The organism is Acinetobacter sp. NigerLNRRAM0016, assembly GCF_054112845.1.
This window is the reverse complement of record NZ_JBSYVT010000001.1, coordinates 298,440-319,984: the sequence shown is the minus strand read 5'-3', so window position 1 is coordinate 319,984 and position 21,545 is coordinate 298,440. Positions and strand designations below refer to the sequence as shown.

18 protein-coding genes are annotated in these 21,545 nt (G+C 43.1%); 12 read left to right on the top strand and 6 right to left on the bottom strand.

The window, feature by feature from the left end:
* Nucleotides 1–16 precede the first annotated feature (16 nt).
* The gene (mdtD, locus tag ACWQ4X_RS01530) at nt 17–1,408 is read right to left on the bottom strand and encodes a multidrug transporter subunit MdtD (protein WP_142769736.1); all 1,392 of its coding nucleotides are present in this window, start codon (nt 1,406–1,408) and stop codon (nt 17–19) included.
* A gap of 164 nt (nt 1,409–1,572) precedes the next feature.
* On the opposite strand from mdtD, the gene ACWQ4X_RS01525 reads away from it, so the two are divergent.
* Nucleotides 1,573–3,351: a choice-of-anchor I family protein gene (locus ACWQ4X_RS01525; RefSeq protein ID WP_457902456.1), complete on the top strand. Its 1,779-nt coding sequence runs from the start codon at nt 1,573–1,575 to the stop codon at nt 3,349–3,351.
* A 167-nt stretch (nt 3,352–3,518) separates the two neighbouring features.
* Entirely contained in the window at nt 3,519–4,484 is a 966-nt protein-coding gene (locus ACWQ4X_RS01520) for a hypothetical protein (RefSeq protein ID WP_100242623.1), read from the top strand.
* 63 nt (nt 4,485–4,547) lie between these two features.
* Here the strand turns inward: ACWQ4X_RS01520 and ACWQ4X_RS01515 are convergent, their stop codons facing one another.
* Nucleotides 4,548–5,165, bottom strand: a complete 618-nt coding sequence (locus tag ACWQ4X_RS01515; protein WP_457902470.1) for an LOG family protein — start codon at nt 5,163–5,165, stop codon at nt 4,548–4,550.
* A 334-nt stretch (nt 5,166–5,499) separates the two neighbouring features.
* Between ACWQ4X_RS01515 and ACWQ4X_RS01510 the strand changes: the two genes are divergently transcribed.
* The 6 genes from ACWQ4X_RS01510 (at nt 5,500) to ACWQ4X_RS01485 (ending at nt 14,150) form a co-directional block, all read left to right on the top strand.
* A complete protein-coding gene (locus ACWQ4X_RS01510) occupies nt 5,500–7,077 on the top strand; it encodes a TerC family protein (protein ID WP_457902455.1) in 1,578 nt (525 codons plus the stop codon).
* Nucleotides 7,078–7,149: 72 nt separating this feature from the next.
* Nucleotides 7,150–7,617 carry a YchJ family protein gene (locus tag ACWQ4X_RS01505; RefSeq protein WP_457902454.1) on the top strand — a complete coding sequence of 156 codons (468 nt, stop codon included), beginning with the start codon at nt 7,150–7,152 and terminating at the stop codon, nt 7,615–7,617.
* Nucleotides 7,618–7,680: 63 nt separating this feature from the next.
* The gene (locus tag ACWQ4X_RS01500; RefSeq protein WP_100242603.1) at nt 7,681–8,325 is read left to right on the top strand and encodes a trimeric intracellular cation channel family protein; all 645 of its coding nucleotides are present in this window, start codon (nt 7,681–7,683) and stop codon (nt 8,323–8,325) included.
* A 197-nt stretch (nt 8,326–8,522) separates the two neighbouring features.
* Nucleotides 8,523–9,842 (top strand): niacin transporter NiaP, encoded by a 1,320-nt coding sequence (gene niaP, locus ACWQ4X_RS01495; protein ID WP_457902453.1) that lies wholly within the window; start codon nt 8,523–8,525, stop codon nt 9,840–9,842.
* 260 nt (nt 9,843–10,102) lie between these two features.
* On the top strand, nt 10,103–12,322 hold the full coding sequence (gene parC, locus ACWQ4X_RS01490) for a DNA topoisomerase IV subunit A (protein WP_457902452.1): 2,220 nt from the start codon (nt 10,103–10,105) through the stop codon (nt 12,320–12,322).
* A gap of 151 nt (nt 12,323–12,473) precedes the next feature.
* A complete protein-coding gene (locus ACWQ4X_RS01485; RefSeq protein WP_100242600.1) occupies nt 12,474–14,150 on the top strand; it encodes a long-chain-fatty-acid--CoA ligase in 1,677 nt (558 codons plus the stop codon).
* 50 nt (nt 14,151–14,200) lie between these two features.
* Here ACWQ4X_RS01485 and ACWQ4X_RS01480 read toward each other — a convergent pair whose 3' ends face one another.
* A complete protein-coding gene (locus tag ACWQ4X_RS01480) occupies nt 14,201–14,587 on the bottom strand; it encodes a hypothetical protein (protein WP_457902451.1) in 387 nt (128 codons plus the stop codon).
* Nucleotides 14,588–14,694: 107 nt separating this feature from the next.
* Between ACWQ4X_RS01480 and ACWQ4X_RS01475 the strand changes: the two genes are divergently transcribed.
* Both ACWQ4X_RS01475 and ppa read left to right on the top strand, forming a co-directional pair.
* A complete protein-coding gene (locus ACWQ4X_RS01475) occupies nt 14,695–15,093 on the top strand; it encodes an MAPEG family protein (RefSeq protein WP_457902450.1) in 399 nt (132 codons plus the stop codon).
* Between the two features lie 111 nt (nt 15,094–15,204).
* On the top strand, nt 15,205–15,729 hold the full coding sequence (ppa, locus tag ACWQ4X_RS01470) for an inorganic diphosphatase (protein ID WP_374528324.1): 525 nt from the start codon (nt 15,205–15,207) through the stop codon (nt 15,727–15,729).
* A gap of 102 nt (nt 15,730–15,831) precedes the next feature.
* Here the strand turns inward: ppa and ACWQ4X_RS01465 are convergent, their stop codons facing one another.
* Nucleotides 15,832–17,136: an OprD family outer membrane porin gene (locus ACWQ4X_RS01465; RefSeq protein ID WP_457902449.1), complete on the bottom strand. Its 1,305-nt coding sequence runs from the start codon at nt 17,134–17,136 to the stop codon at nt 15,832–15,834.
* Between the two features lie 1,149 nt (nt 17,137–18,285).
* On the opposite strand from ACWQ4X_RS01465, the gene ACWQ4X_RS01460 reads away from it, so the two are divergent.
* Nucleotides 18,286–19,053 (top strand): TorF family putative porin, encoded by a 768-nt coding sequence (locus ACWQ4X_RS01460; protein ID WP_374528328.1) that lies wholly within the window; start codon nt 18,286–18,288, stop codon nt 19,051–19,053.
* Nucleotides 19,054–19,129: 76 nt separating this feature from the next.
* Here ACWQ4X_RS01460 and ACWQ4X_RS01455 read toward each other — a convergent pair whose 3' ends face one another.
* Both ACWQ4X_RS01455 and ACWQ4X_RS01450 read right to left on the bottom strand, forming a co-directional pair.
* The gene (locus ACWQ4X_RS01455; RefSeq protein WP_457902448.1) at nt 19,130–20,617 is read right to left on the bottom strand and encodes a YifB family Mg chelatase-like AAA ATPase; all 1,488 of its coding nucleotides are present in this window, start codon (nt 20,615–20,617) and stop codon (nt 19,130–19,132) included.
* Nucleotides 20,618–20,683: 66 nt separating this feature from the next.
* A complete protein-coding gene (locus ACWQ4X_RS01450) occupies nt 20,684–20,911 on the bottom strand; it encodes an accessory factor UbiK family protein (RefSeq protein ID WP_100242593.1) in 228 nt (75 codons plus the stop codon).
* Between the two features lie 278 nt (nt 20,912–21,189).
* Here ACWQ4X_RS01450 and glnK point away from each other — a divergent pair, with 278 nt between their 5' ends.
* Nucleotides 21,190–21,528 (top strand): P-II family nitrogen regulator, encoded by a 339-nt coding sequence (gene glnK, locus ACWQ4X_RS01445; RefSeq protein ID WP_016168502.1) that lies wholly within the window; start codon nt 21,190–21,192, stop codon nt 21,526–21,528.
* Nucleotides 21,529–21,545: the final 17 nt, after the last annotated feature.

The window sequence follows — 21,545 nt, the reverse complement described above, 5'->3', positions numbered from 1 at the left end:
GCATTTTGCAAAAGTCTTAGAGGGTACTGTTTTTGGGAATCTGCCAGAATACTGCCGCGGTAATGATATTAATCGCACCCAAACAAATAAGGGTCAGATGAAACGCCGTCGTGACCTGTTCTACACCATAATGTGCAGTAAACAGATTGACCAGTGTCCCTGCCAGTGCCACCCCAATACTCATAGACAGCATCATGATCATGGACAGGAAACTGTTGCCACTGCTGGCATTTTGTTGAGACAAATCTTTTAGAGTAAAAGTATTCATGGCGACAAACTGAGTTGAATTAAGAATGCCGAAAATAAAGAAATGCAATGTGCGTAGCCATAAAGGCGTATCGGCGGTGGTTAAGGCAAAACTGGCAATACAACTGCCTACCAGCAGGGTATTGATGATCAGGACACGACGATAGCCCAGTTTCTGAATGACAGGGCGAACTAGGGGTTTAGATGCCAAGGAACCCAGTACCGCAGGAATCATCAATAAACCTGTGACAAAAGGTTCAAAATGAAAGGCAACCTGTAACATTAACGGCAGGAGAAAAGGTAAGGCATTGCCGCCGAGTCGTGCAAAGAAGTTACCGAGAATGCCAATAGCATAGATTTTATTTTGAAATAGGCGACTGCGAAATAGTGCATTTTCATGGGTGTGGGCATGGTAGGCATAGATGGCGGTACTGATTAATCCCAGTCCGACCAAAGCCAGTCCTTGCCAATGACCATGCTTGGGACTGGCAAAACTTTCGATGCCCAAGGATAGTCCGACCATTGCCACCACGAGCCAGAGGAAACCACTCAAATCAAAAGTTTTGACACTTGGTTCCGTTGCATTGGGGAGTGCTTTTAAGGTGACCAAAATTCCCAAAATCCCCATGGGTAGATTAATAAGAAAAATCCAGTGCCATGTCGCCACTTCGACAAGCCAGCCGCCCAGCGTGGGTCCAATTAAGGGACCAATCAAACCCGCCAAGCTCATTAAGCTCATGGCAGACAGGAATTGATCGCGTGGAATCAATTTCAGCATGGCCAGACGGCCAACAGGCAAGAGCAAGGCTCCACCAATGCCCTGAATAATCCGGAAAAATAACAGTTGATTCAGACTTTGTGAAAGCCCGCAGCCGAGTGAGGCAAGGGTAAAAATCACTATCGCGGCAAAGTAGGTATTCCGCACGCCAAAACGATCCGCCAACCAACCACTGAGGGGAATACATGCCGCCACAGCCAAGACATAAGCCACCACCACACTGTGCATATTCAGTGGGTCTTCCTGTAAATGTGCTGCCATGGCTGGAATCGCCGTATTGACAATGGTGGTATCCAGCGCTTGCATAAAAAAGCCGATTGAAACCAGTAACACCAAGAGTCGGTATTCAGGTTGTAAGGCTCGATGCGGCGTGGTTTGGCTCATAGACAGGAAGTGTGAATAATCAATGAAATGGAGAAGCTCATCATAGCAAAACTGCGGTCCAAATAGGTCAAAAAAATGCCATCAAACTGACATCACAATGTCACGGGGTTTACACCTGTGTTTTTTAAAGTAGATGAAACTTTAGAGAAATAAATAGGTTAGAAATGAAAGTCCAACTAACAGCATTAATGATTGCCTTGTTATCCGTGGGGATAGTGGCGTGTAATGATTCAGATGAAAGTGTCAGCACGCCAGTTGTAGAAGAAACCACACCTGAGAGCATTGAGCTGGTCAAGATAGGCGGCTACGAAACGGGGATTTTTGGCGAAAGCGCGGCGGAAATTCCCGCCTTTGATGCCAGCAGTAAACGCCTATTTGTTGTGAATGCCAAAAAAGGCATGGTGGATGTTCTAGATATGAGTCAACCCGCACAGCCTGTACATATTGGCGAGCTGTCTGCACGGGCATATTTAGCTGATTCAGAAGTCAACAGTGTCAGTGTTCAAAATGGGGTCGTGGCTTTAGCTGTTCAAGCGGCCACTAAAACCGACCACGGCATCGTGGCATTTTTTAGTGCCAAAGATTTGAGTGTTATCAGTCAGGTTGACGTCGGGGCTTTACCCGATATGTTGACCTTTAGTCCAGATGGCAGCATGGTGGTGGTGGCGAACGAAGCCGAGCCGAATGCAGATTATAGTGTGGACCCAGAAGGTTCGGTCAGCGTCATCGATATTCGTGATTTGAAAAATCCTCAAGCCACACTGGTTGACTTTAAAGCATGGAATGAGCGTAAGGCGGAGTTACTCGCAGCAGGTGTACGCATTTACGGTCCCAATGCAACAGTGGCACAAGACCTAGAGCCTGAATTCATTACCATTGCCGCAGACAGTAAAACTGCATGGGTCACTTTACAAGAAAATAATGCTTTGGCCAAAATTGATCTCAGCACTAAAAACGTGAGTCAAATTTATGCTTTAGGGGCCAAAGATCATGGGATTACTGGCAATGAGCTGGATCTGAGTGATGCGGACGGCAAAATTAATATTCAGAACTGGTCGGGTGTGGTTGGGATGTATCAGCCAGATGCGATTGCCAATTATCAGGTAAACGGCAACACCTATTTTGTGACTGCGAATGAAGGTGATGCGCGAGAATGGTTAAAGGATGAGGCCGCATATTTTTCAGGAGACAGCACCCAAGGCTATGCTGAAGAATTCCGCGTCAAGCATTTGGTTCATAAAGATGGTTTTGCTCGCCGTAATGGTGATGATTTTCCAGCACATTTAGCGTTGTTGGCAACAGGAGCAAATTTGAATCCTGAAGTCTTTGCGTATTGTGGTGCGACTTTGGGTAATGCAGGTGCGTGCCGTGATGATGATCAATTGGGACGCCTGAATGTGGTCTGGAATATGGGCTATCAAACCCATGCCGATGGTTCCCCGAAGCTAGACAGCAAAGGTTATTTAACCTATGACAAATTGTATGCGATGGGTGGACGTTCGTTCAGTATCTGGAATACCCAAGGTAGTCTGGTTTGGGATTCGGGCAGTGAGTTTGAACAAAAAGTGGCGGAGTTGTTCCCCGACTATTTCAACAGCAACCATGAAGAAACCGCATTTGATGATCGTAGTGATAATAAAGGCCCTGAACCCGAAGGCGTGGCACTTGGGACTTTAGGGAAAAAGACCTTTGCTTTTATTGGTCTGGAGCGCATGGGCGGGATTATGGTGTATGACATTACGGATCCGAAACAAGGTAAGTTTATTCAGTATTTTAATGACCGTAAATTTGCAGAAGTACCTGAAAAACAAGGGGACTTAGGACCTGAAGGGCTGATTTTTATTGCGGCCAAGGATTCACCGAATGGCAAGCCGCTTTTGGTGGTGGGTAATGAAGTCAGTGGTTCGACGGCTATTTACCAAATTAATGTGAAGGGTTCATAGGGCTTTAAAACAGTTCAATGCATCGACCGAAAGAGCATCCCAAAGATGCTCTTTTTTGTGAGTGAGAACTTGCGGTCACGGCAGTGTCATGAAAATGAAATAAAAATGTCATAATTTATGAGCCTTCCCCATAAGGGGTCCTTTTGACTGACAAAGGTTTAGGTTTTATGACAATCGAGATTTTGATGATTGTAGGCTTCTGTTTAGCAGCTTACTCAATTGTCGGAAATGATGTGCCACAAACTTTGGGGACCTTTATCTCCTCCAATGCACACCGCCCTTGGTGGGTTCTTTGGCTATATACAAGCAGTATCCTGATTGTTGTCTTACTTTATGGTTGGTATGCCTCAGGAATTGGTGATGCATCTTATGGACGTTTGGAAACCATTCCTTTCCCAGAAACAGGCATTACTTGGCTGTATATTGTTCCACCGATTTTATTAATTATATTGACCAAATATGGGATTCCAGTCAGTACCACCTTTTTAGTACTGACCATCTTCTCACCAAGTAGCTTAAGCTCCATGCTGACCAAATCCATGATGGGTTATGCAGTTGCCTTTGTGGTGGCGATCTTGGTGTACCGCTATGTGATGAAAGGGATTACGATTTACCTAAGTAAAACCCGTCACAAAGAACCTTCTCATATTTGGGTTGGTTTACAGTGGGTATCGACTGCCTTCTTATGGAGTCAGTGGCTGATTCAAGATTTGGCCAACATTTTTGTCTATGTCCCGCGTCAAGTACCGTTTGAATTCCTGATTTTTGGCATTCTGGTGTTTGTGGTGTTGCTTGGCTGGATTTTCTACCGCCGTGGTGGTGCCATTCAAAACATTATCGATACCAAAACGGGCGTTGCGGATATTCGCTCAGCCACCATCATCGACTTTATGTATGCGTTGATTTTGTTGGTGTTCAAAGAGTGGAGCAACATTCCAATGAGTACCACTTGGGTCTTCCTTGGTTTGCTGGCAGGTCGTGAGTTCGCCATGTCGATGCATTTGGCTGAAGTAAATAAATACCGTACCTCACGCAATGTGAGTAAGGATGCCATGAAGCTGATGTTTGGCTTAGCCGTCAGTGTCTTGTTGGCAACAGGCTTGCCTTGGCTGTATCAACAGATTTCAGGTTAATTTGACCTGAAACATGAAAAAAGCGAGTCATTCAGGCTCGCTTTTTTATGTTTAAAAGAAAAGTTAAATCACAAAGCGTTCTGGTGCTTGTAGATTTTTTAGCACAATTAGAATTTGATCGGCATGGTTACAAACAATCAGTTTGGCACGATGCTGAGCGGGTAAAAAGCCTTCTTGTACCGCATGATCCAGTTGTGCAATCAGGGCATCATAAAAGCCATTCACGTTATACAGCATCATGGGTTTTTGGTGTTGATTGAGCTGGCCCCATGTCGCCACCTCTAAAATTTCTTCAAAAGTCCCTAAGCCACCGGGTAGGGCAACAAAAGCACTGGCACGCTCTGCCATCATGGCCTTACGTTCATGCATAGTTTTGACGATGTGTAATTCGGTCAGTTGATGATGGGCAATTTCATAGTCCAGCATAAACTCGGGAATCACGCCGACCGCTTGACCACCATGAGCAATCACGCTGTCTGCGACTTGCCCCATTAAGCCAATACTGGCACCACCATAGACCAGACCGAAACCTTGTTCTGTAATTGCAGTTGCCAGCGCAATTGCTTTTTCTTGATAAATTGGACGATTTCCAGAACGTGAACCACAGTAGAGCGCAATGAGGGGTTGAGTTGTTTTAATGGTTACTTTTTCATGTACAGTCATTTTTAATACGCTATTCATCATTCTCTGTTTAACCTTATCACTTTCTTGTTGGCTGCTCTAGCTTATGCAAGAAATATGACAAGGCGATGTTGCCTATAGTGCGGCTGGGTCACTTTAATGTGGTGACTCAGTGAAGCAGACCCATCAGGCACTGAAAAAAAGATGAATTTAGCGTTGATCTTGCCTATACTGAGATTCTGTTTTACAACAAATGAATCATCATGAGTCGTGGTTGTTGTCACTTAGGACGAACACACATTTTTGCCATAATAAAAGAGAAGATGATGCAGAGCCCATCTGCGCTTAAACCTCAGTTTATTTATCCTGAAGACATCTTGAAGGAGAACATTCAATGATTTTTGAGTGGATGTCTGATCCTTCTGCATGGGTGGGGTTGGCCACCTTGGTCGTGCTTGAAATTGTATTGGGGATTGATAACCTCGTTTTTATTGCAATTTTGGCAGAAAAACTCCCTCCTGAACAACGCAATACCGCACGTATTCTCGGTCTATTGTTGGCGCTTGGCATGCGTTTGATCCTATTGGCATCAATTGCATGGGTAGTGACCCTGACCAGTCCATTATTCCATATTCTTGAACATCCATTCTCTGGTCGCGACTTAATCTTGTTGCTGGGCGGGGTATTTTTGCTGTTTAAAGGCACCATGGAATTGCGTGAACGGATTGAAGGCAAACCTGCGCTGAAAGAAGAGAACCCTGTGCATGCGACCTTCTGGATGGTGATTGTTCAGATTGTCATTTTAGATGCCGTGTTCTCTTTAGACAGCGTGATCACCGCAGTTGGCATGGTGAAGCATCTTTCCGTGATGATGATTGCGGTCATTATTGCCGTTGGAATTATGCTGTGGGCTTCCAAACCGCTCATGGATTTCGTCAATAAACATCCGACCGTGGTGATTCTGTGTCTGTGTTTCTTGATGATGATCGGTTTCTCTTTGGTGGTGGAAGGCTTTGGCTACCACATTCCGAAGGGTTACTTATATGCTGCGATTGGTTTCTCTGTCTTGATCGAATTCCTGAACCAAACCGTGAAGAAAAATCAGGAAAAAATGGTCACCACCACCGATTTACGCTACCGCACAGCCTCTGCTGTATTACGTATGTTGGGCGGTAAATCCAGTGATGCGCCTGAACAAAACGAAGATGTATTGGCGACGCGTGCCTTTGCCGATGAAGTGTTTAATCAGGAAAACGGGGTCTATCACAGTGTCATGGTGCAGGGCGTTCTAGGATTGGCAGAGCGTCCGGTCAAATCGGTGATGACACCGCGTCCTGAACTGGAATGGTTGGATTTAGACGAAGATGAAGCTTCAATTAAAGAACAGCTGTTGAGCATGACTCATTCACGCTTGATTGTGGCGCATGGTGAGCTGGACAATATTGCAGGGGTGGTACTCACCCATAAAGTCATGAATGAATACATCGAAACAGGCGTGCTGAATTTCGAGAAACATTTACGTGACCCTGTGATTGTGCATGAAAATGCGCAGGTGCTGATGGTGATGGAACAGTTACGTCAGGCGCCGTTACAGTTAGCGATTGTGCTGAATGAATATGGTTCGATTGAAGGCATTGCGACTCCAATTGATGTCCTTGAAGCCATCGCTGGCGAATTCCCAGATGAAGATGAACTGGAAACTGCTGCGGAAAGTCTGGAAGATGGAACCTTGATGTTGGAAGGTTCGACCGATATTCGTCATGTGTCTTTATTATTGGGTAAAGACTTGGTGGATGAGTCAGAACAGTACTCGACTTTATCGGGTTATCTTCTGTTCCATTTAGGGCGCTTACCTGAAAATGGCTCCAGTATTGAAGCCGATGGCTTTATTTTTGAAGTGGTGACCATGGATGGACATAAAATTGAGAAAGTCCATGTCATTCCGCAACATGACACTGGACAAGGCGACTAATTCTGAGCAGTGTCTCACGCGAACTTCAGTTAAACTAGCCCGATCATTCGGGCTATTTTATTGGGAAAATATATGTCAGAAGAACAATGCCCTTGTGGTTTAGGCATTTATGCCGAATGTTGCCAGCCTTTGCACTTAGGACAACGGGTGGCTGCAACTGCGGAACAGTTAATGCGTTCGCGCTATAGTGCTTTTGCCAAACATCAGATTGATTATATTGTGCAGACCACGGCACTGGGGCAGCAGCCAGCCTTGGATGTCCCTGCGATTCAAGCATGGAGTGAATCCAACCAATGGCTTGGACTCGAAGTGGTGCGGGCACAGGAAAAGCTGGACAAAACCCATGCACAGGTGGAATTCAAAGCCCATTATAACGATGGTCAGCAGGCACACACCCATCATGAGGTTTCACGTTTTGTGAAGCATGCCCAGCACTGGTATTTTCTTGATCCGACCACGGATCAAGTGCTGACCATGAAACAGCCCTGCGTTTGTGGCTCGGGGAAAAAATTTAAGCAATGTTGTGCACAATTTTTATAACGTTCAGTTCAGATATGGCTTAGAATAGCCCGCATCTTAACCCTTCAATGGAAGCGCAGGGCGATGTTACTGACCATAATTTATATTATTGCGATTACGGCTGAGGCCATGACTGGGGCACTGTCTGCGGGTCGACGTAGTATGGATTGGTTTGGGGTGATTCTGATTGCCTGCGTCACCGCACTTGGGGGTGGCTCGGTGCGTGATGTATTGCTGGGACATTATCCTTTGACTTGGGTCAAACATCCTGAATATTTGGTCTTGACGTGTTGTGCTGCCTTATTCACTATTCTGATTGCCAAATGGATGCGCCATTTACACAATATTTTCTTGGTGCTGGATGCCTTGGGCTTAATTGGTTTTACCATCATTGGCTGTCAGATTGCTTTGTCGATGGGGCATGGTTTTGTCGTTTCTGCGGTGGCAGGGATTATGACTGGGGTTTCGGGCGGTATCCTGCGCGATATTCTATGTAACGATGTGCCTTTAGTGTTCCGCCGTGAGCTCTATGCCAGTATTTCTTTTGTCGCGGTGATTTGTTATTGGGTCTGTCAGGAAATTGGACTATCCCTTGAATTGACCGTGATTTCTACGTTGATTTTTGGTTTTACTTTACGTCTGATTGCGATTTATTTTGGTCTGGAAATGCCGAAATTTATCTATAAAGATGATGATGCGGATTCGGCCTCTTCCACCGATTCACACTGATCGATTTGATCTGTATTCAGTGATCAAACAGTCGAGCCCAAACCTATTTTGGGCTTTTTGCTGTGTATAAAGCGAAATTTCATTCCCCATACTTACGCAGAATTTATTAAAATAAGCGGATCTACTATTTTTCTTTTCAATCTGAACAGCATGCCACCGTGCTGTCATGATTTCACTTCTTGACCAGAGTCATCACTATGGATTTAGTTTCACGTGTACAACGTTTACCTGTTGGAAAGTTCCACTATACCTTGCTGTGGGTGATTGGCTTGGGCTGGATGTTTGATGCTATGGATACAGGGCTAATTTCCTTTATTCTGACCAAGATGGCGACCGAGTGGAATATGAGCCCTGCCGAAAAAGGCTGGGTCGTCTCCATCGGTTTTGTCGGTATGGCCATTGGTGCGGTCTGTTCCGGGGCTTTGGCCGACCGTTGGGGGCGCCGTAATGTCTTTGCGGCCACTCTGGTGACTTACAGTATTGCCACTGCTTTATGTGCTTTTGCACCGAATCTGACCTGGTTGTTGGTCTTTCGTTTTATTGTCGGCTTGGGATTGGGTGGACAGCTCCCTGTTGCGGTGACTTTGGTCAGTGAATATATCCCTGCACAGGTGCGTGGACGTTTTATCGTCTTACTGGAAAGCTTCTGGGGATTGGGCTGGTTAGTCGCAGCACTGGTATCTTATTTTGTGATTCCAAGCTATGGCTGGCATGTCGCCTTCTTGATTGGCGGACTACCTGCGCTGTATGTATTCATGATTTTAAAGAAAGTGCCTGAATCGGTACCGTATTTAATTAATCGCGGACGAATAGAAGAAGCCCATGCCTTAGTACAAAAACTGGAGCGTGAATGCGGTGTGGAAGTGATTCAGCAGATTGAAGTGCAACCCGTTGCCGCCAAGCAAAGCGTATCCTTTTCACAACTGTGGTCAAACCCTTTTGCGAAACGTACCTTAATGCTGTGGCTGATCTGGTTTGGGATTGTTTATTCTTATTACGGCATTTTCACGTGGTTGCCAAGCTTGTTGGTGAAACAGGGCTATAGCATTGTTCAGTCCTTTGAATATGTACTGGTGATGATCTTGGCACAACTGCCAGGCTACATCGCTGCCGCGTGGCTGGTGGAAAAATTGGGGCGTAAATTGACATTGGCAGGTTTTATCGGCTTCTGTGCCGTGTCGGCTTATTTCTTTGGTCAGGCGAATACCGTTACCTTGATTATGTTCTGGGGCTGCCTGATGTCGTTCTTTAATTTAGGCGCATGGGGCATACTGTATACCTACACGCCAGAACAGTATCCAACCAATATTCGTGCCTTTGGTTCAGGTTGGGCATCGGCGATTGGGCGTATGGGCGGGATTGTCGCACCGTTGATTGTCACCCAGATGATGGTGCAGCAGAACGGATTTAATCATGTGTTTATGATGTTCACTGCGGTATTGCTGGTGGTGGCATTGGTGATTTTGGTTTTGGGTGAAGAAACCAAAGGCAAAACCTTAGAGTCAATTGGGATGTAAAATGTTCAAGTTGTCATGGTGATGTTCCGTCACCATTCAGCTTTTTCAGCACGTACAGATACACGTGGAAAATGGATTCTTTAGAAAATAAAAATTATAAGTTGATCATTTATTTAAAAGTGGATAATTTTACGACATCAGCACCTCGTTAAGACACAAATTGTCGTGGTAGTGAAGGGCACACCCTTGTGCAGTCACAGTCTGAGACTTAGCATAAGAACTTAGATAAAAAAATGATTTGATTAGGATGAAAGGTTGTTATGACAAACCTTGCGCATCACGCAACTGAAAACCGCTCCGTCGCAGAATTTACTGAACGTGCTTACCTCAACTATGCCATGTACGTGATTATGGACCGTGCTTTGCCTCACATCAGTGATGGTTTAAAGCCAGTACAACGCCGTATCGTGTATGCCATGAGTGAATTGGGGTTAAAACACAGCGGTAAGCCGAAAAAATCTGCGCGTACCGTGGGTGATGTATTGGGTAAATACCATCCACATGGTGATTCAGCCTGTTATGAAGCCATGGTATTGATGGCGCAACCGTTTAGCTATCGCTATCCATTTATTGAAGGTCAGGGCAACTGGGGTTCACCCGATGATCCTAAATCCTTTGCCGCAATGCGTTATACCGAAGCCAAACTGTCGCAGTACAGTGAAGTATTACTGGCTGAATTGGGACAAGGCACATGTGATTGGCAAGACAATTTTGATGGCTCGCTCAAAGAACCTGTGAATTTACCTGCACGTGTACCGAATATTCTCTTGAATGGTACGACGGGTATTGCCGTGGGGATGGCGACGGATATTCCACCCCATAACTTGCGTGAAGTGATCAAAGGCACCATTGCCTTAATTCGCAATCCAAATCTAACGGATGAAAAAGTCGCAGAATATATTCCTGCGCCTGATTTACCGACTAAAGCCGAGATTATTACCCCACCTGATGAATTGCTGAAAATTCAAACTACAGGTCGTGGTAGTTATCGTATGCGTGCAGTGTATACGATAGAAAAAAATGAAATCGTGATTACCGACTTGCCGTATCAAGTCTCGGGCTCCAAAGTGATTACCCAAATTGCCGACCAAATGCAGGCGAAAAAACTGCCCTTGGTCAGTGATGTACGCGATGAATCGGATCATCAAAATCCGACCCGTCTGGTGGTGGTGTTACGCTCGAACCGTATTGATGCAGAAGCGGTGATGAGTCATTTATTTGCCACTACGGACCTAGAATCCAGCTATCGCGTCAACATGAATATGATTGGGGCAGATGGTCGCCCGCAAGTGAAATCAATTCGTCGCATTTTACTGGAATGGATTGAAATCCGTAAAGACACCGTGACCCGTCGTCTGCAATATCATTTAAATAAAATAGAAAAGCGCCTGCATATTTTGGCAGGCTTACTGATTGCGTATCTGGATATTGATACCGTGATTCGTATCATCCGTGAAGAAGAGCATCCGAAAGCGGAATTGATGTCGCATTTTGGCATTGATGAGATTCAAGCCGAAGCCATTTTGGAATTGAAATTACGTCATTTGGCGAAATTGGAAGAAATGGAAATTCGTCGTGAACAGGAGGAATTGGAAGCCAAAGCAGCCATTATTCGTGAACAGTTGGCGAATCCAGAATCTTTAAAAGCATTGATTATCAATGAGCTCAAAGATGATGCAAAACGTTTTGGCGATGATCGCCGTTCGCCAATTGTACAGCGCGCTGAAGCAACGGCGATTAACGAGCAAGATTTAATGCCTGCCGACCCTGTGACGGTAGTGCTGTCAGAAGCGGGTTGGATTCGCAGTGCCAAAGGGCATGATGTGGATGCCGAGAACCTGAATTTCCGTGCGGGCGATCAATACTTGAGTCATGCTCAAGGCAAGTCCAATCAAAAAGTCTATATCATGGATCAGACGGGACGAAGCTATGCACTGCCCATCAATAGCTTGCCATCGGCACGTGGTCTAGGTGAACCCTTAAGTTCTAAGCTTGCGCCTGTCAGTGGCGTCGGTTTCCTGCAAGTGCTGATTGAAGAAGATGAGTCGGAAATTTTGGCAATGAGCAGTAAAGGCTACGGCTTTAAAACCCAAGCCAAACAACTCGATACCAGTGCCAAGGCGGGTAAAGCTTTCCTAACGATTCCTGAAGATGCGAAACCGTTACCGTTATATCCTTTACAGCAAGCCACCCATTTGGCACTGTTAAGTTCGGCAGGGCGTTTACTGATTATTGATTTGTCAGAATTGCCAATCCTGAATAAAGGCAAAGGTAATAAATTGATACAACTCGAAGACAAAGATCAGATTATTGCTATGACAACTCTGAATTTAGATGAAATAATTCAAGTGGTTGCGGGACAACAACAATTGAAATTAAAAGGTGACGATTTACAAAAATATATGGGTAAACGTGCGACAAAAGGGCAACTGCTACCACGTGGATATCAAAAAGCAAATAGACTGTTGGTTCAGAGATAAAACTAGCATGTGGTTGTTGAAATAAGTTATATATGTGGCTGTGTTCGTGAAAATGGATACGGGAATGTGCATTAACAAGCTAAATAAACACGCACAAACCCGAAAAAAAAGCTGCATATTTTAAGGACTATAGATTGGAGAGATTGGGATTATGGAAAAGATTTGGTTCGCTGAATACCGCAAGACAGGCATTCCTGAAACTGTAGAATTGCCACCAGAGAACACCTCTTTGGTTGATGTATTTGAGCGTAATTTCCAAAAATTTGGTTCACGTGATGCCTTTATTTTTATGGATAAAGCACTTTCTTTTAGTGAACTCGATGAAGCTAGCCGCAAGTTTGCTGCTTATTTGCAAAGTTTAGGCTTAGCCAAGGGATCGCGTGTTGCGGTCATGATGCCAAACGTTCTCCAATATCCAGTGGTTGCTCTTGGTGTATTGCGTGCAGGTCTGGTGCTGGTGAATGTCAACCCACTTTATACGGCACGTGAACTTGAACATCAATTGAATGATTCTGGTTCTGAAGTTTTAGTGATTATTGAAAACTTTGCTTCGGTTTATCAAAGTATTATTGGTAAAACGCCAGTAAAACATGTGGTTGTGGCTTCTGTGGGTGACATGCTCGGCACACTAAAAGGCACTTTAGTGAACTTTGTCTTGCGTTCAGTACGTAAACAAATTCCAGCATGGAATATTCCAGGTCATATCCGTTTCAATGCGGCCATGTCTAAAGTCAGCCCAAGCAATTATAAACGTCCTAATCTGACCTTAAGCGATACTGCTGTACTTCAATACACAGGCGGTACTACTGGTGTATCTAAGGGTGCAGAGTTAACCCATCGTAACCTTGTGGCGAACTTATTGCAGTGTGATGGCATTTTCCAAAGTAAATTTGGGGTGCAAGATGGTTCGAGTACAGATCGTATTTTCTGTGCTTTACCGCTGTATCATATTTTTGCCTTCATGGTTTGTGCCATGTACGGCATGTACAAAGGTCAAGCCAACGTCTTGATTCCAAACCCGCGTGATTTACCTGCGGTGATGAAAGAATTACGCAAATATCAACCAACCTTCTTCCCAGCCGTTAATACACTGTTTAATGCGCTTGTGAACAATGAAGAGTTTAAACAGCTCGATCACAGCAAGTTAAAAATGGCGATGGGTGGTGGTATGGCAGTGCTGCCGTCAACGGCTGAAGCATGGAAACGTGTGACAGGTACCAACATCATTGAAGGTTATGGTTTATCAGAAACTTCACCTGTAGCAACAGCAAACCCACCAGCGTCTGATGAGTTTAGCGGCACCATTGGTATTCCATTACCACTTACTGAAATTGCGATTTTAGATGATGATGGCAATGAAGTTGCTTTGGGTGAACAGGGTGAAATCTGTATCCGTGGTCCTCAGGTGATGAAAGGTTACTGGAACCGTCCTGACGAAACAGACAAAGTGATGGTAAATGGTTTCTTCCGTACGGGTGATATCGGTGTGATGGATGAGCGTGGCTACACCAAAATTGTAGACCGTAAGAAAGACATGATTTTGGTGTCTGGCTTTAACGTTTATCCTTCTGAAATTGAAGAAGTCATTGCGAAGCATCCAAAAGTATTGGAAGTTGCAGCGATTGGCGTACCTGATGAAAAATCAGGTGAAGTACCGAAGTTATTCGTCGTGAAAAAAGATGCTTCTTTAACGACTGAAGAAGTCCTTGAATTCGCGAAAGAAAACTTAACGGGATATAAACGCCCACGTTATGTCGAGTTTATGGAAGAATTGCCAAAATCAAATGTCGGTAAGATTTTACGTAAAGATTTACGTAAGAGTGCCTAAGCACTACATTAAAAAAAGCGCCTTTGGGCGCTTTTTTTTATTGGATTACATTATTTTTTCTTCATCAGCCAGCGATCGAAATAAGGGCGTCCAACCCCTGCAATCCCGATAAAAATGAAGATGGTACCGAACTGACGGCTAAAGCCAGAACGATTAAAAGTGCCGTAGCTGAGGAAATTATCTGCCAAGCAATAAATCAGGGTAATCAGCACCCAATGCCAGAGGGGTAGGCGACGAATACCGACTGCCCAAAAGGCGACCCAAAGTAGAATAAACGTACAGACCGTCGACCAGATGTTCATGTTGGAACAAATGACGGTCAGTAAGAAAGCGATAATCGGGAACACGATGGCGAGTACACGATCCATCTGCCGTTGATGTTGATGCTGTTTTTCCAGCTCATCAAACAGTTTGTGCTGATCCGTATTGAATGACATAGCGATTCCCGAAAGGCTTGGTTATAAAATCACTATATTTAACAAAAAATATTCTAGAATTGCCATGCTATGATAAGCCTTATTGATCCCTCACGAGAATAAAATTGATGCAGAGTATTAGCGGCATTGTCTATCTCATTTTAATTGCATGCTTATTACCCTACGTTTTTACCGTTATTGCCAAAATGGCAGGTGGCTTTCAGGGACGAGATAATCAACATCCACGTGATTTTTTAGCACAAACCACAGGTTTGGCTGCACGTGCCAATGCAGCGCAAAAGAATAGCTTTGAAGGGCTGCCACTGTTTATTGCCGCGATTTTGATGGCAGAATACATGGTGGTATCACAATCCATCATTATGACCTTCGGCATTGCCTATTTGGTCCTGCGTATGATTTATGGCGTGTGTTACTTGGCGAATTGGGCAACTTTACGTTCAATCGTCTGGTTATTGTCTTTATTGTGTCCAATTTTTCTGTTGATTTTGGTGATCAAACTCAGCTAATGAACGCACATATTCCCTATTTTTACGGGGCAGATGTATAATCGCTCCGTGATTAAACCGAATACGATTATTTGGCTTTCAATATAAATTAATTCATTCAAGAGTGATGCTATGAGCTACAGCAATATCCCTGCGGGTAAAGATGCGCCAAATGACATTTATGTCATCATTGAAATTCCTGCAAACGCAGCGCCAATCAAATACGAAATTGATAAAGATTCGGATGCGTTATTTGTAGACCGCTTCATGGGTACAGCAATGTTCTACCCAGCGAACTATGGCTATGTACCAAATACGTTGTCTGAAGATGGTGACCCACTTGATGTTCTTGTTGTGACTCCACATCCAGTTGAGCCAGGTTCAGTAATTCGTTGCCGTCCAGTGGGCAAATTGAACATGGAAGATGATGGCGGTATTGATGCGAAATTGATTGCTGTACCACATGAAAAATTAACACCAATCTATAAAGACGTTCAGGAATATACTGATCTTCCTCCTTTGTTAATTCAACAAGTTGAGCACTTCTTTGCACACTACAAAGACTTAGAGCCAGGCAAATGGGTTAAGTTGACCGGTTGGGAAGGTGCTGACGTAGCGAAAGCTGAAGTGCTTAAAGCCATCGAAGCTGCAAAATAATCCTTTCAAGGATTGAGGTTGAACTTTATTTTGTAAAGTTCAACCCATAAAAAAACCTGCACAATGTGCAGGTTTTTTTAGATCTCTGAAAAAGTCTTCAAATTAGAAAAATTTTACAGGGATATCTAACCAAATACGCCATTCGTTCGTGTCACCGATATAGTTGCTTTGGTAGTTGTCGCTCGCACGGTAGTATGAGTGACGTAAACGTAAGCTCGCATCTTTAGCAAAACCAGATTGAACGGTATATTTCACTTGGTTAAAGAATTCACGCTCTTGTTCATCATCACTGATCATAGTGCCTTTATTGTCAGTTGCTTTGATGTCCCAACCATAAACAAATGCAGTAGTCCAAGTTAAACCAGGAACATTTAAACCAGCGAAGTTATAAGTATATTGTAACTGTACTGATTTTTCATCGTTACCAATAAAGTCAGAAAGGTAAGAGTTAGGTAGGTAGATACTTTGACCACCAACAGCATTCTCACCGTAGTCATAACCCGTGTTACCACTGTTTTGTTGGTAAGCCATCATCACGTTGTGGTTGCCAGTGTTGTATGTACCAGAAACTGCAAAGATATCGTTTTTACGATCAGAGTTATCTGTTGTGATTTGTGAGTAAGTGCTCGCCTCTTCATCCCACTCAGTGTGATAACCACTAAAATCAAATGTTAAGGTGCTGTTGTTTGCAAGTGGGTGAGCATAGTTTGCATTGACGTAATGACGCTCAAGTGCATTTTTGCTGTCTAAGCCATAGTAAGATGCATTAATTTGGTCATTAAACTTGTATTTAGCACCCCAAACGACAGCGCGGTCTAAGTGACGGCCATCAGTGTCAATTTGGTCTGAGTATTGGTCTTTGGTAAATTTACCAGCAGTTAATTCTAAACCGTTAATTTCACGGCTAGTTGCTAAAACACCTTCGAAGTATTCAGGGACTAAACGAGCTGTGTTACTTGCAAGTACAGGTAGATCAAGTACTTGAGTACCGTAGCGGACTTCAGTGTTAGAAATACGCGCTTTTACGATACCGCCACCACGACCCCAAGTGTCGTAAGTGTCACCAGAGTTTTCTTTACCATTTAAAGTTTCGCGTGGAATCATGTTGTTACCAGCGTTTTTATTATCACCAATTTTGAATGAGCCATCACCAATGACACCCACACCAAAACCAACGATACCTTGGGTATAACCTGATTCGATTTTAACCATAGCTGTTTGAGCAACAGAGCTCGTATCTGCTACGCCATTTTTTTTGTCGCGAGTAAGGTAACCAGTGCGGAACAATACTGATCCTTCAGCATCTTCTACAAATCCTTTTGCTTCACTTTGTTCGCTTGCATAAGCGGTAGTAATAAGGGCAGCCTGAATTAATACTGCTAATGTAAGTTTTTGCGCATTTGGCATAAGAAACAACCTCAAAAAAAGATAGATTCAGAATTTCGTTTTTTGGCATAACTCGAAATTTTCATAAATTGTATAATTAATCTATAAAAAAGATAGATTTTTATTAATTTTATTTCATTCTTGTTACACGCTACTTGACGAAATTGCATTCTTGTTGTTGGAAAAGTGATAACCATATTTTATACATAAGCTATTCATTCATGATAAAATTATATTTTACTGAACGGAAAATTTAGCCGTGTTTTGTTTTAAATCAAGATGGAAAAAATGCCAATTCTTTTGTTTATTTTTTCTTCATTATTGGTTTGATTGTTTGTTTTTTAATCCATACTGGGCTTGTTTTTATTATTAAACCTTATTTCTAATTGAAAATGAGAAATGTTTCATTTTGGTTCATTCAAAATATTCCTTTTGAAAGGTGCTAGCCACGTAAAGTGGAGTTGTGATTTTGTTCATGAACAAAGTGGGGGAATGATCTGTTGTGGTGCGCATATTTTGTACAGAACAGGCTGTCAAGTAGATTTGTTGATCTAAAATGAAGCATTTTAAAAAAAATACTATGCTGTATTTATCAATCTTCCTAAAAAAGCAGTCATTTTTATCATTAGACTAATTTTGCTTTCTCAATTTTATCGGTATTCGTGCTGCATTTATCCTCAGCATTATTGGAACATGATCATGTCTGTTTAACTCCCAAAATCATGCACCATAGTGAGCATGAATGGCTTTAAAAGTCAGGAATGCTTGGAGAGATTCAATGAGCGAATGTGAAAAATTGAGATTCTCCGACCTCATTTTCACTGAAATCGATGCAGTGCCCATGTAGATTTTGAAGATAGAAATACTTTATTAAGTAATTGTTATTTATATAATGTTATTGGAAGTCAAAGGTATTTTTCACTATAGCCCCCATTTGACTGCTTCAGTTTAGGATGATTGATTTGTATCAGGCTGTAACTAGCAAAACCCAATCTTATGCTTGGATAAAGAATCGCTTAGATTTAATTTTTGGTCGATTCTATGGTTTTTATAGAAAAAAGTGATGGGTGTTAAATGTTTTTTTCAAAGTTGGCATAACGCTTGCTAATACATCAAGGAGTTTATTAATTACAGCAAAAACGTCGTAATTCGATGTGGGGGAACCTTAGAATGAAATTCACATTAAAAGTATTATCTATGGCGGTTGTTGCAACGGCTTCAACATTTACCTTTGCGGATGAAGTAGCATCACCATTTGGTTTATCTTTTAGCGGTAATGCTGCGGTGACCACAGACTATCGTTTCCGCGGACTCAGCCAAACCCAAAATGATCCAGCGGTACAAGCGGGCTTTACGCTTGCACATGATTCTGGTTTGTATGTCGGATTTTGGGGTTCAAATGTTAATTTTGGCTCAGCGTCACCGCATTTAGAATTAGATGCCGCTCTCGGTTTTGCTACTACATTAGACAGCTTCGCGAGCAAACCTTTGTTAGATGTAGGTGTTGTATATTACGGTTACCCAAGTGCATCTGATTTTGGCTGGACAGAGTTTTACGGCAAGTTAAGCTTTGCAAGTGTGTTAACCGAAGGGGATAGCATCCTGACCAATGTGAACTATACCAATGATTATGCGGGTGCTGATACAGACAGTTGGAACGTCAACGCGGGTTATTCAATTCCATTCGGTTCTTCAGGCTTTGGTGGTGTAGCAAGTGTTGGCTATACCGTGGTGGATGATGAAGATAAATATTCATTCGGTGGTGATGATAACTACGTAGACTGGAAAGTTGGCGTGAACTACGCGTTTAAATCAATTTCAGGTGCAACAGCTGAATTGGCGGCAGTAGGTACGAATATTGATACAGATGATATGGATGATGCTACTGCACGTGGTGTAGAAACAGGTGCCGTATTCACCTTAACCAAAACATTCTAAATAAAAGAGTGTTAAAAAGACCTCTGGCCTTAAAAGCTAGAGGTTTTTGTATTTTGAATTGTTAAACCAAATATTCTTAAAGGTTTTGCTGTCTATAAGATAAAGCTTCACTTAAATGCATCGTTTGAATTTCTGTCACATTGGCCAAATCTGCAATCGTTCTTGCCACTCTTAAGACCCGATGATAAGCACGAGCCGATAAATTCAGACGTTGCTGCGCAAGTTCTAGCATTTGTTTGCTTTGAGTATTTAAATAGGCATATTGTTCAAGCTGCTGTGGACTCAACGCATGATTGAGGCAATTTTGCCGTTGAATCTGTTGCTCATAGGCTTGGATCACCCGTTCACGTACTTGTTCAGAACGCTCTGCAGCACTTTGTGCCTGTAATTCTTGCACGGTCAGTGGTGGGACATCGATATGTAAATCGATACGATCCAATAATGGCCCTGAAATTCGGTTTTGGTAGCGTTTAATCGACTCTGCTGAACATTGGCAGCGTTGATCCTGATTAAAAGCATAACCACATGGACAAGGATTCATGGCTGCAATCAGCTGAAAGTTTGCAGGATAGGTAATCTGACGCGATGCTCGAGAAATCACAATTTCTTTGGACTCCAAGGGTTGCCTTAATACTTCTAAAACTTTGCGGTCAAATTCGGGCAATTCATCTAAAAACAGCACCCCTAAATGTGCCAAGGTAATTTCACCAGGTTTGGGTTGCGAACCACCGCCAACCAGTGCAATTGCGGAAGCCGTATGATGCGGGGCACGAAAGGGACGTTGCCCAAATTGATGCTGAGTATTGGCAACTGAATAAATGCTGGCGACTTCTAAATTCTCTTGCGTATCCAAAGGCGGCAGAATACTGGGTAAACGAGACGCCAATAGGGTTTTTCCTGTGCCTGGTGGACCTCGAAAAAGTAAGGAATGTCCTCCTGCCGCAGCAATTTCCAATCCACGTCTTGGACGCAGTTGTCCTTTGACATCGGCCAAATCAAATTTATAAGCTTGTAAATATGAGTCAGCCTGAACATGTACAGGTGACAAAGGCTGGTTTTGGCTTAAATGTTCACAAACTTCTTTGAGATGTTTTGCAGCATACACCTCAAAATGGGGCAGTTGTGCTGCCTCAAATGCATTTTGTTCGGGCAAAATGAGTTTGTGTTGCGCTTGCTGACAGGCGATGGCAATACTCAAGGTACCTGTGGTCGGACGTAATTGTCCGTCTAAAGCCAATTCTCCAATAAATTCAAGTTGATCGACCGAATGTTCTGGCAATTGTCCTGAAGCAATTAAAATGCCCAATGCAATTGGTAAATCTAGGCGTGAACCATCTTTGGGCAAATCTGCGGGTGCAAGATTTATCGTCAGCCGCTTACTGGGGAACTGAAAACCACTATTAATAATGGCAGATCTGACCCGATCTTTACTTTCCCGAACAGCAGCTTCAGCCAGCCCAACGATAGTAAGTGACGGTAATCCTTGACTTAAATGGACTTCAACTTCAATGAGCGGGGCGTGCAGACCCAATAGCCCTCGCGTATTAATTTTAGCAAAAGACATCTTGTTGTTCCGTTTTGGTGCGTTATTTTTGGTCGTTTTTTGTCTTTTTTTGCACTAAAGGTGTGCTTATTTTTTGTTCTGTAACTTTTGCTCAAGTGCTTCGACGTGATTCAGTAATTCATTCAACCGTAGATTGGCATTGGCTAGCGCAGTTTTTTGGCGTTCAATTTCATCACGAGAAACCAAATCCATTTTTGTAACGGCCTCATTCAGCAAGGCTCTTAAGTTATGTTCCAAATCGCTTTTGGGTTGTTCTACTTGTTCTAGAATGGCTTGTAATAAAGTTTCAATCATAGTGTTATCCATCTGATGGAGACGTGCGCGTGCAGTGTATCACTGCTTCAAGCGAGACTATAGTGCTTTCTCGATCCTCCTTACCCCGATCAGACCAAAATTGGCGACTTTCGGCTAAAAATCTCGAATATTAAAGACCTAAGCTTCGATTAAAAGATAAAAATAAGGTATAAATAGAGGCGTGTATCAGGTTTTTTATTTCCCTCAACCTTAAAAATCTTGGCACGAAAATTGAACATAAAACCTTACTGGTGAGAAAAGCCGAAGGAAAAACAAACATGAAGCTAGTAACTGCAATTGTAAAACCCTTTAAATTGGATGATGTGCGTGAAGCATTGTCAGAAATTGGTGTTCAAGGGATCACTGTAACTGAAGTCAAAGGTTTTGGTCGTCAAAAAGGTCATACTGAGCTGTATCGTGGTGCTGAGTATGTCGTTGATTTTCTACCAAAAGTTAAAATTGAAATCGCAATTAGCGACGAAATGGTTGACGCAGTGATTGAATCTGTCACTCGTGTTGCTAGCACTGGAAAAATTGGTGACGGAAAAATCTTTGTGACTAACTTAGAGCAAGTTATCCGTATTCGTACAGGTGAAACAGGGCCAGATGCTGTTTAATTTGGCATAAAGTTTGC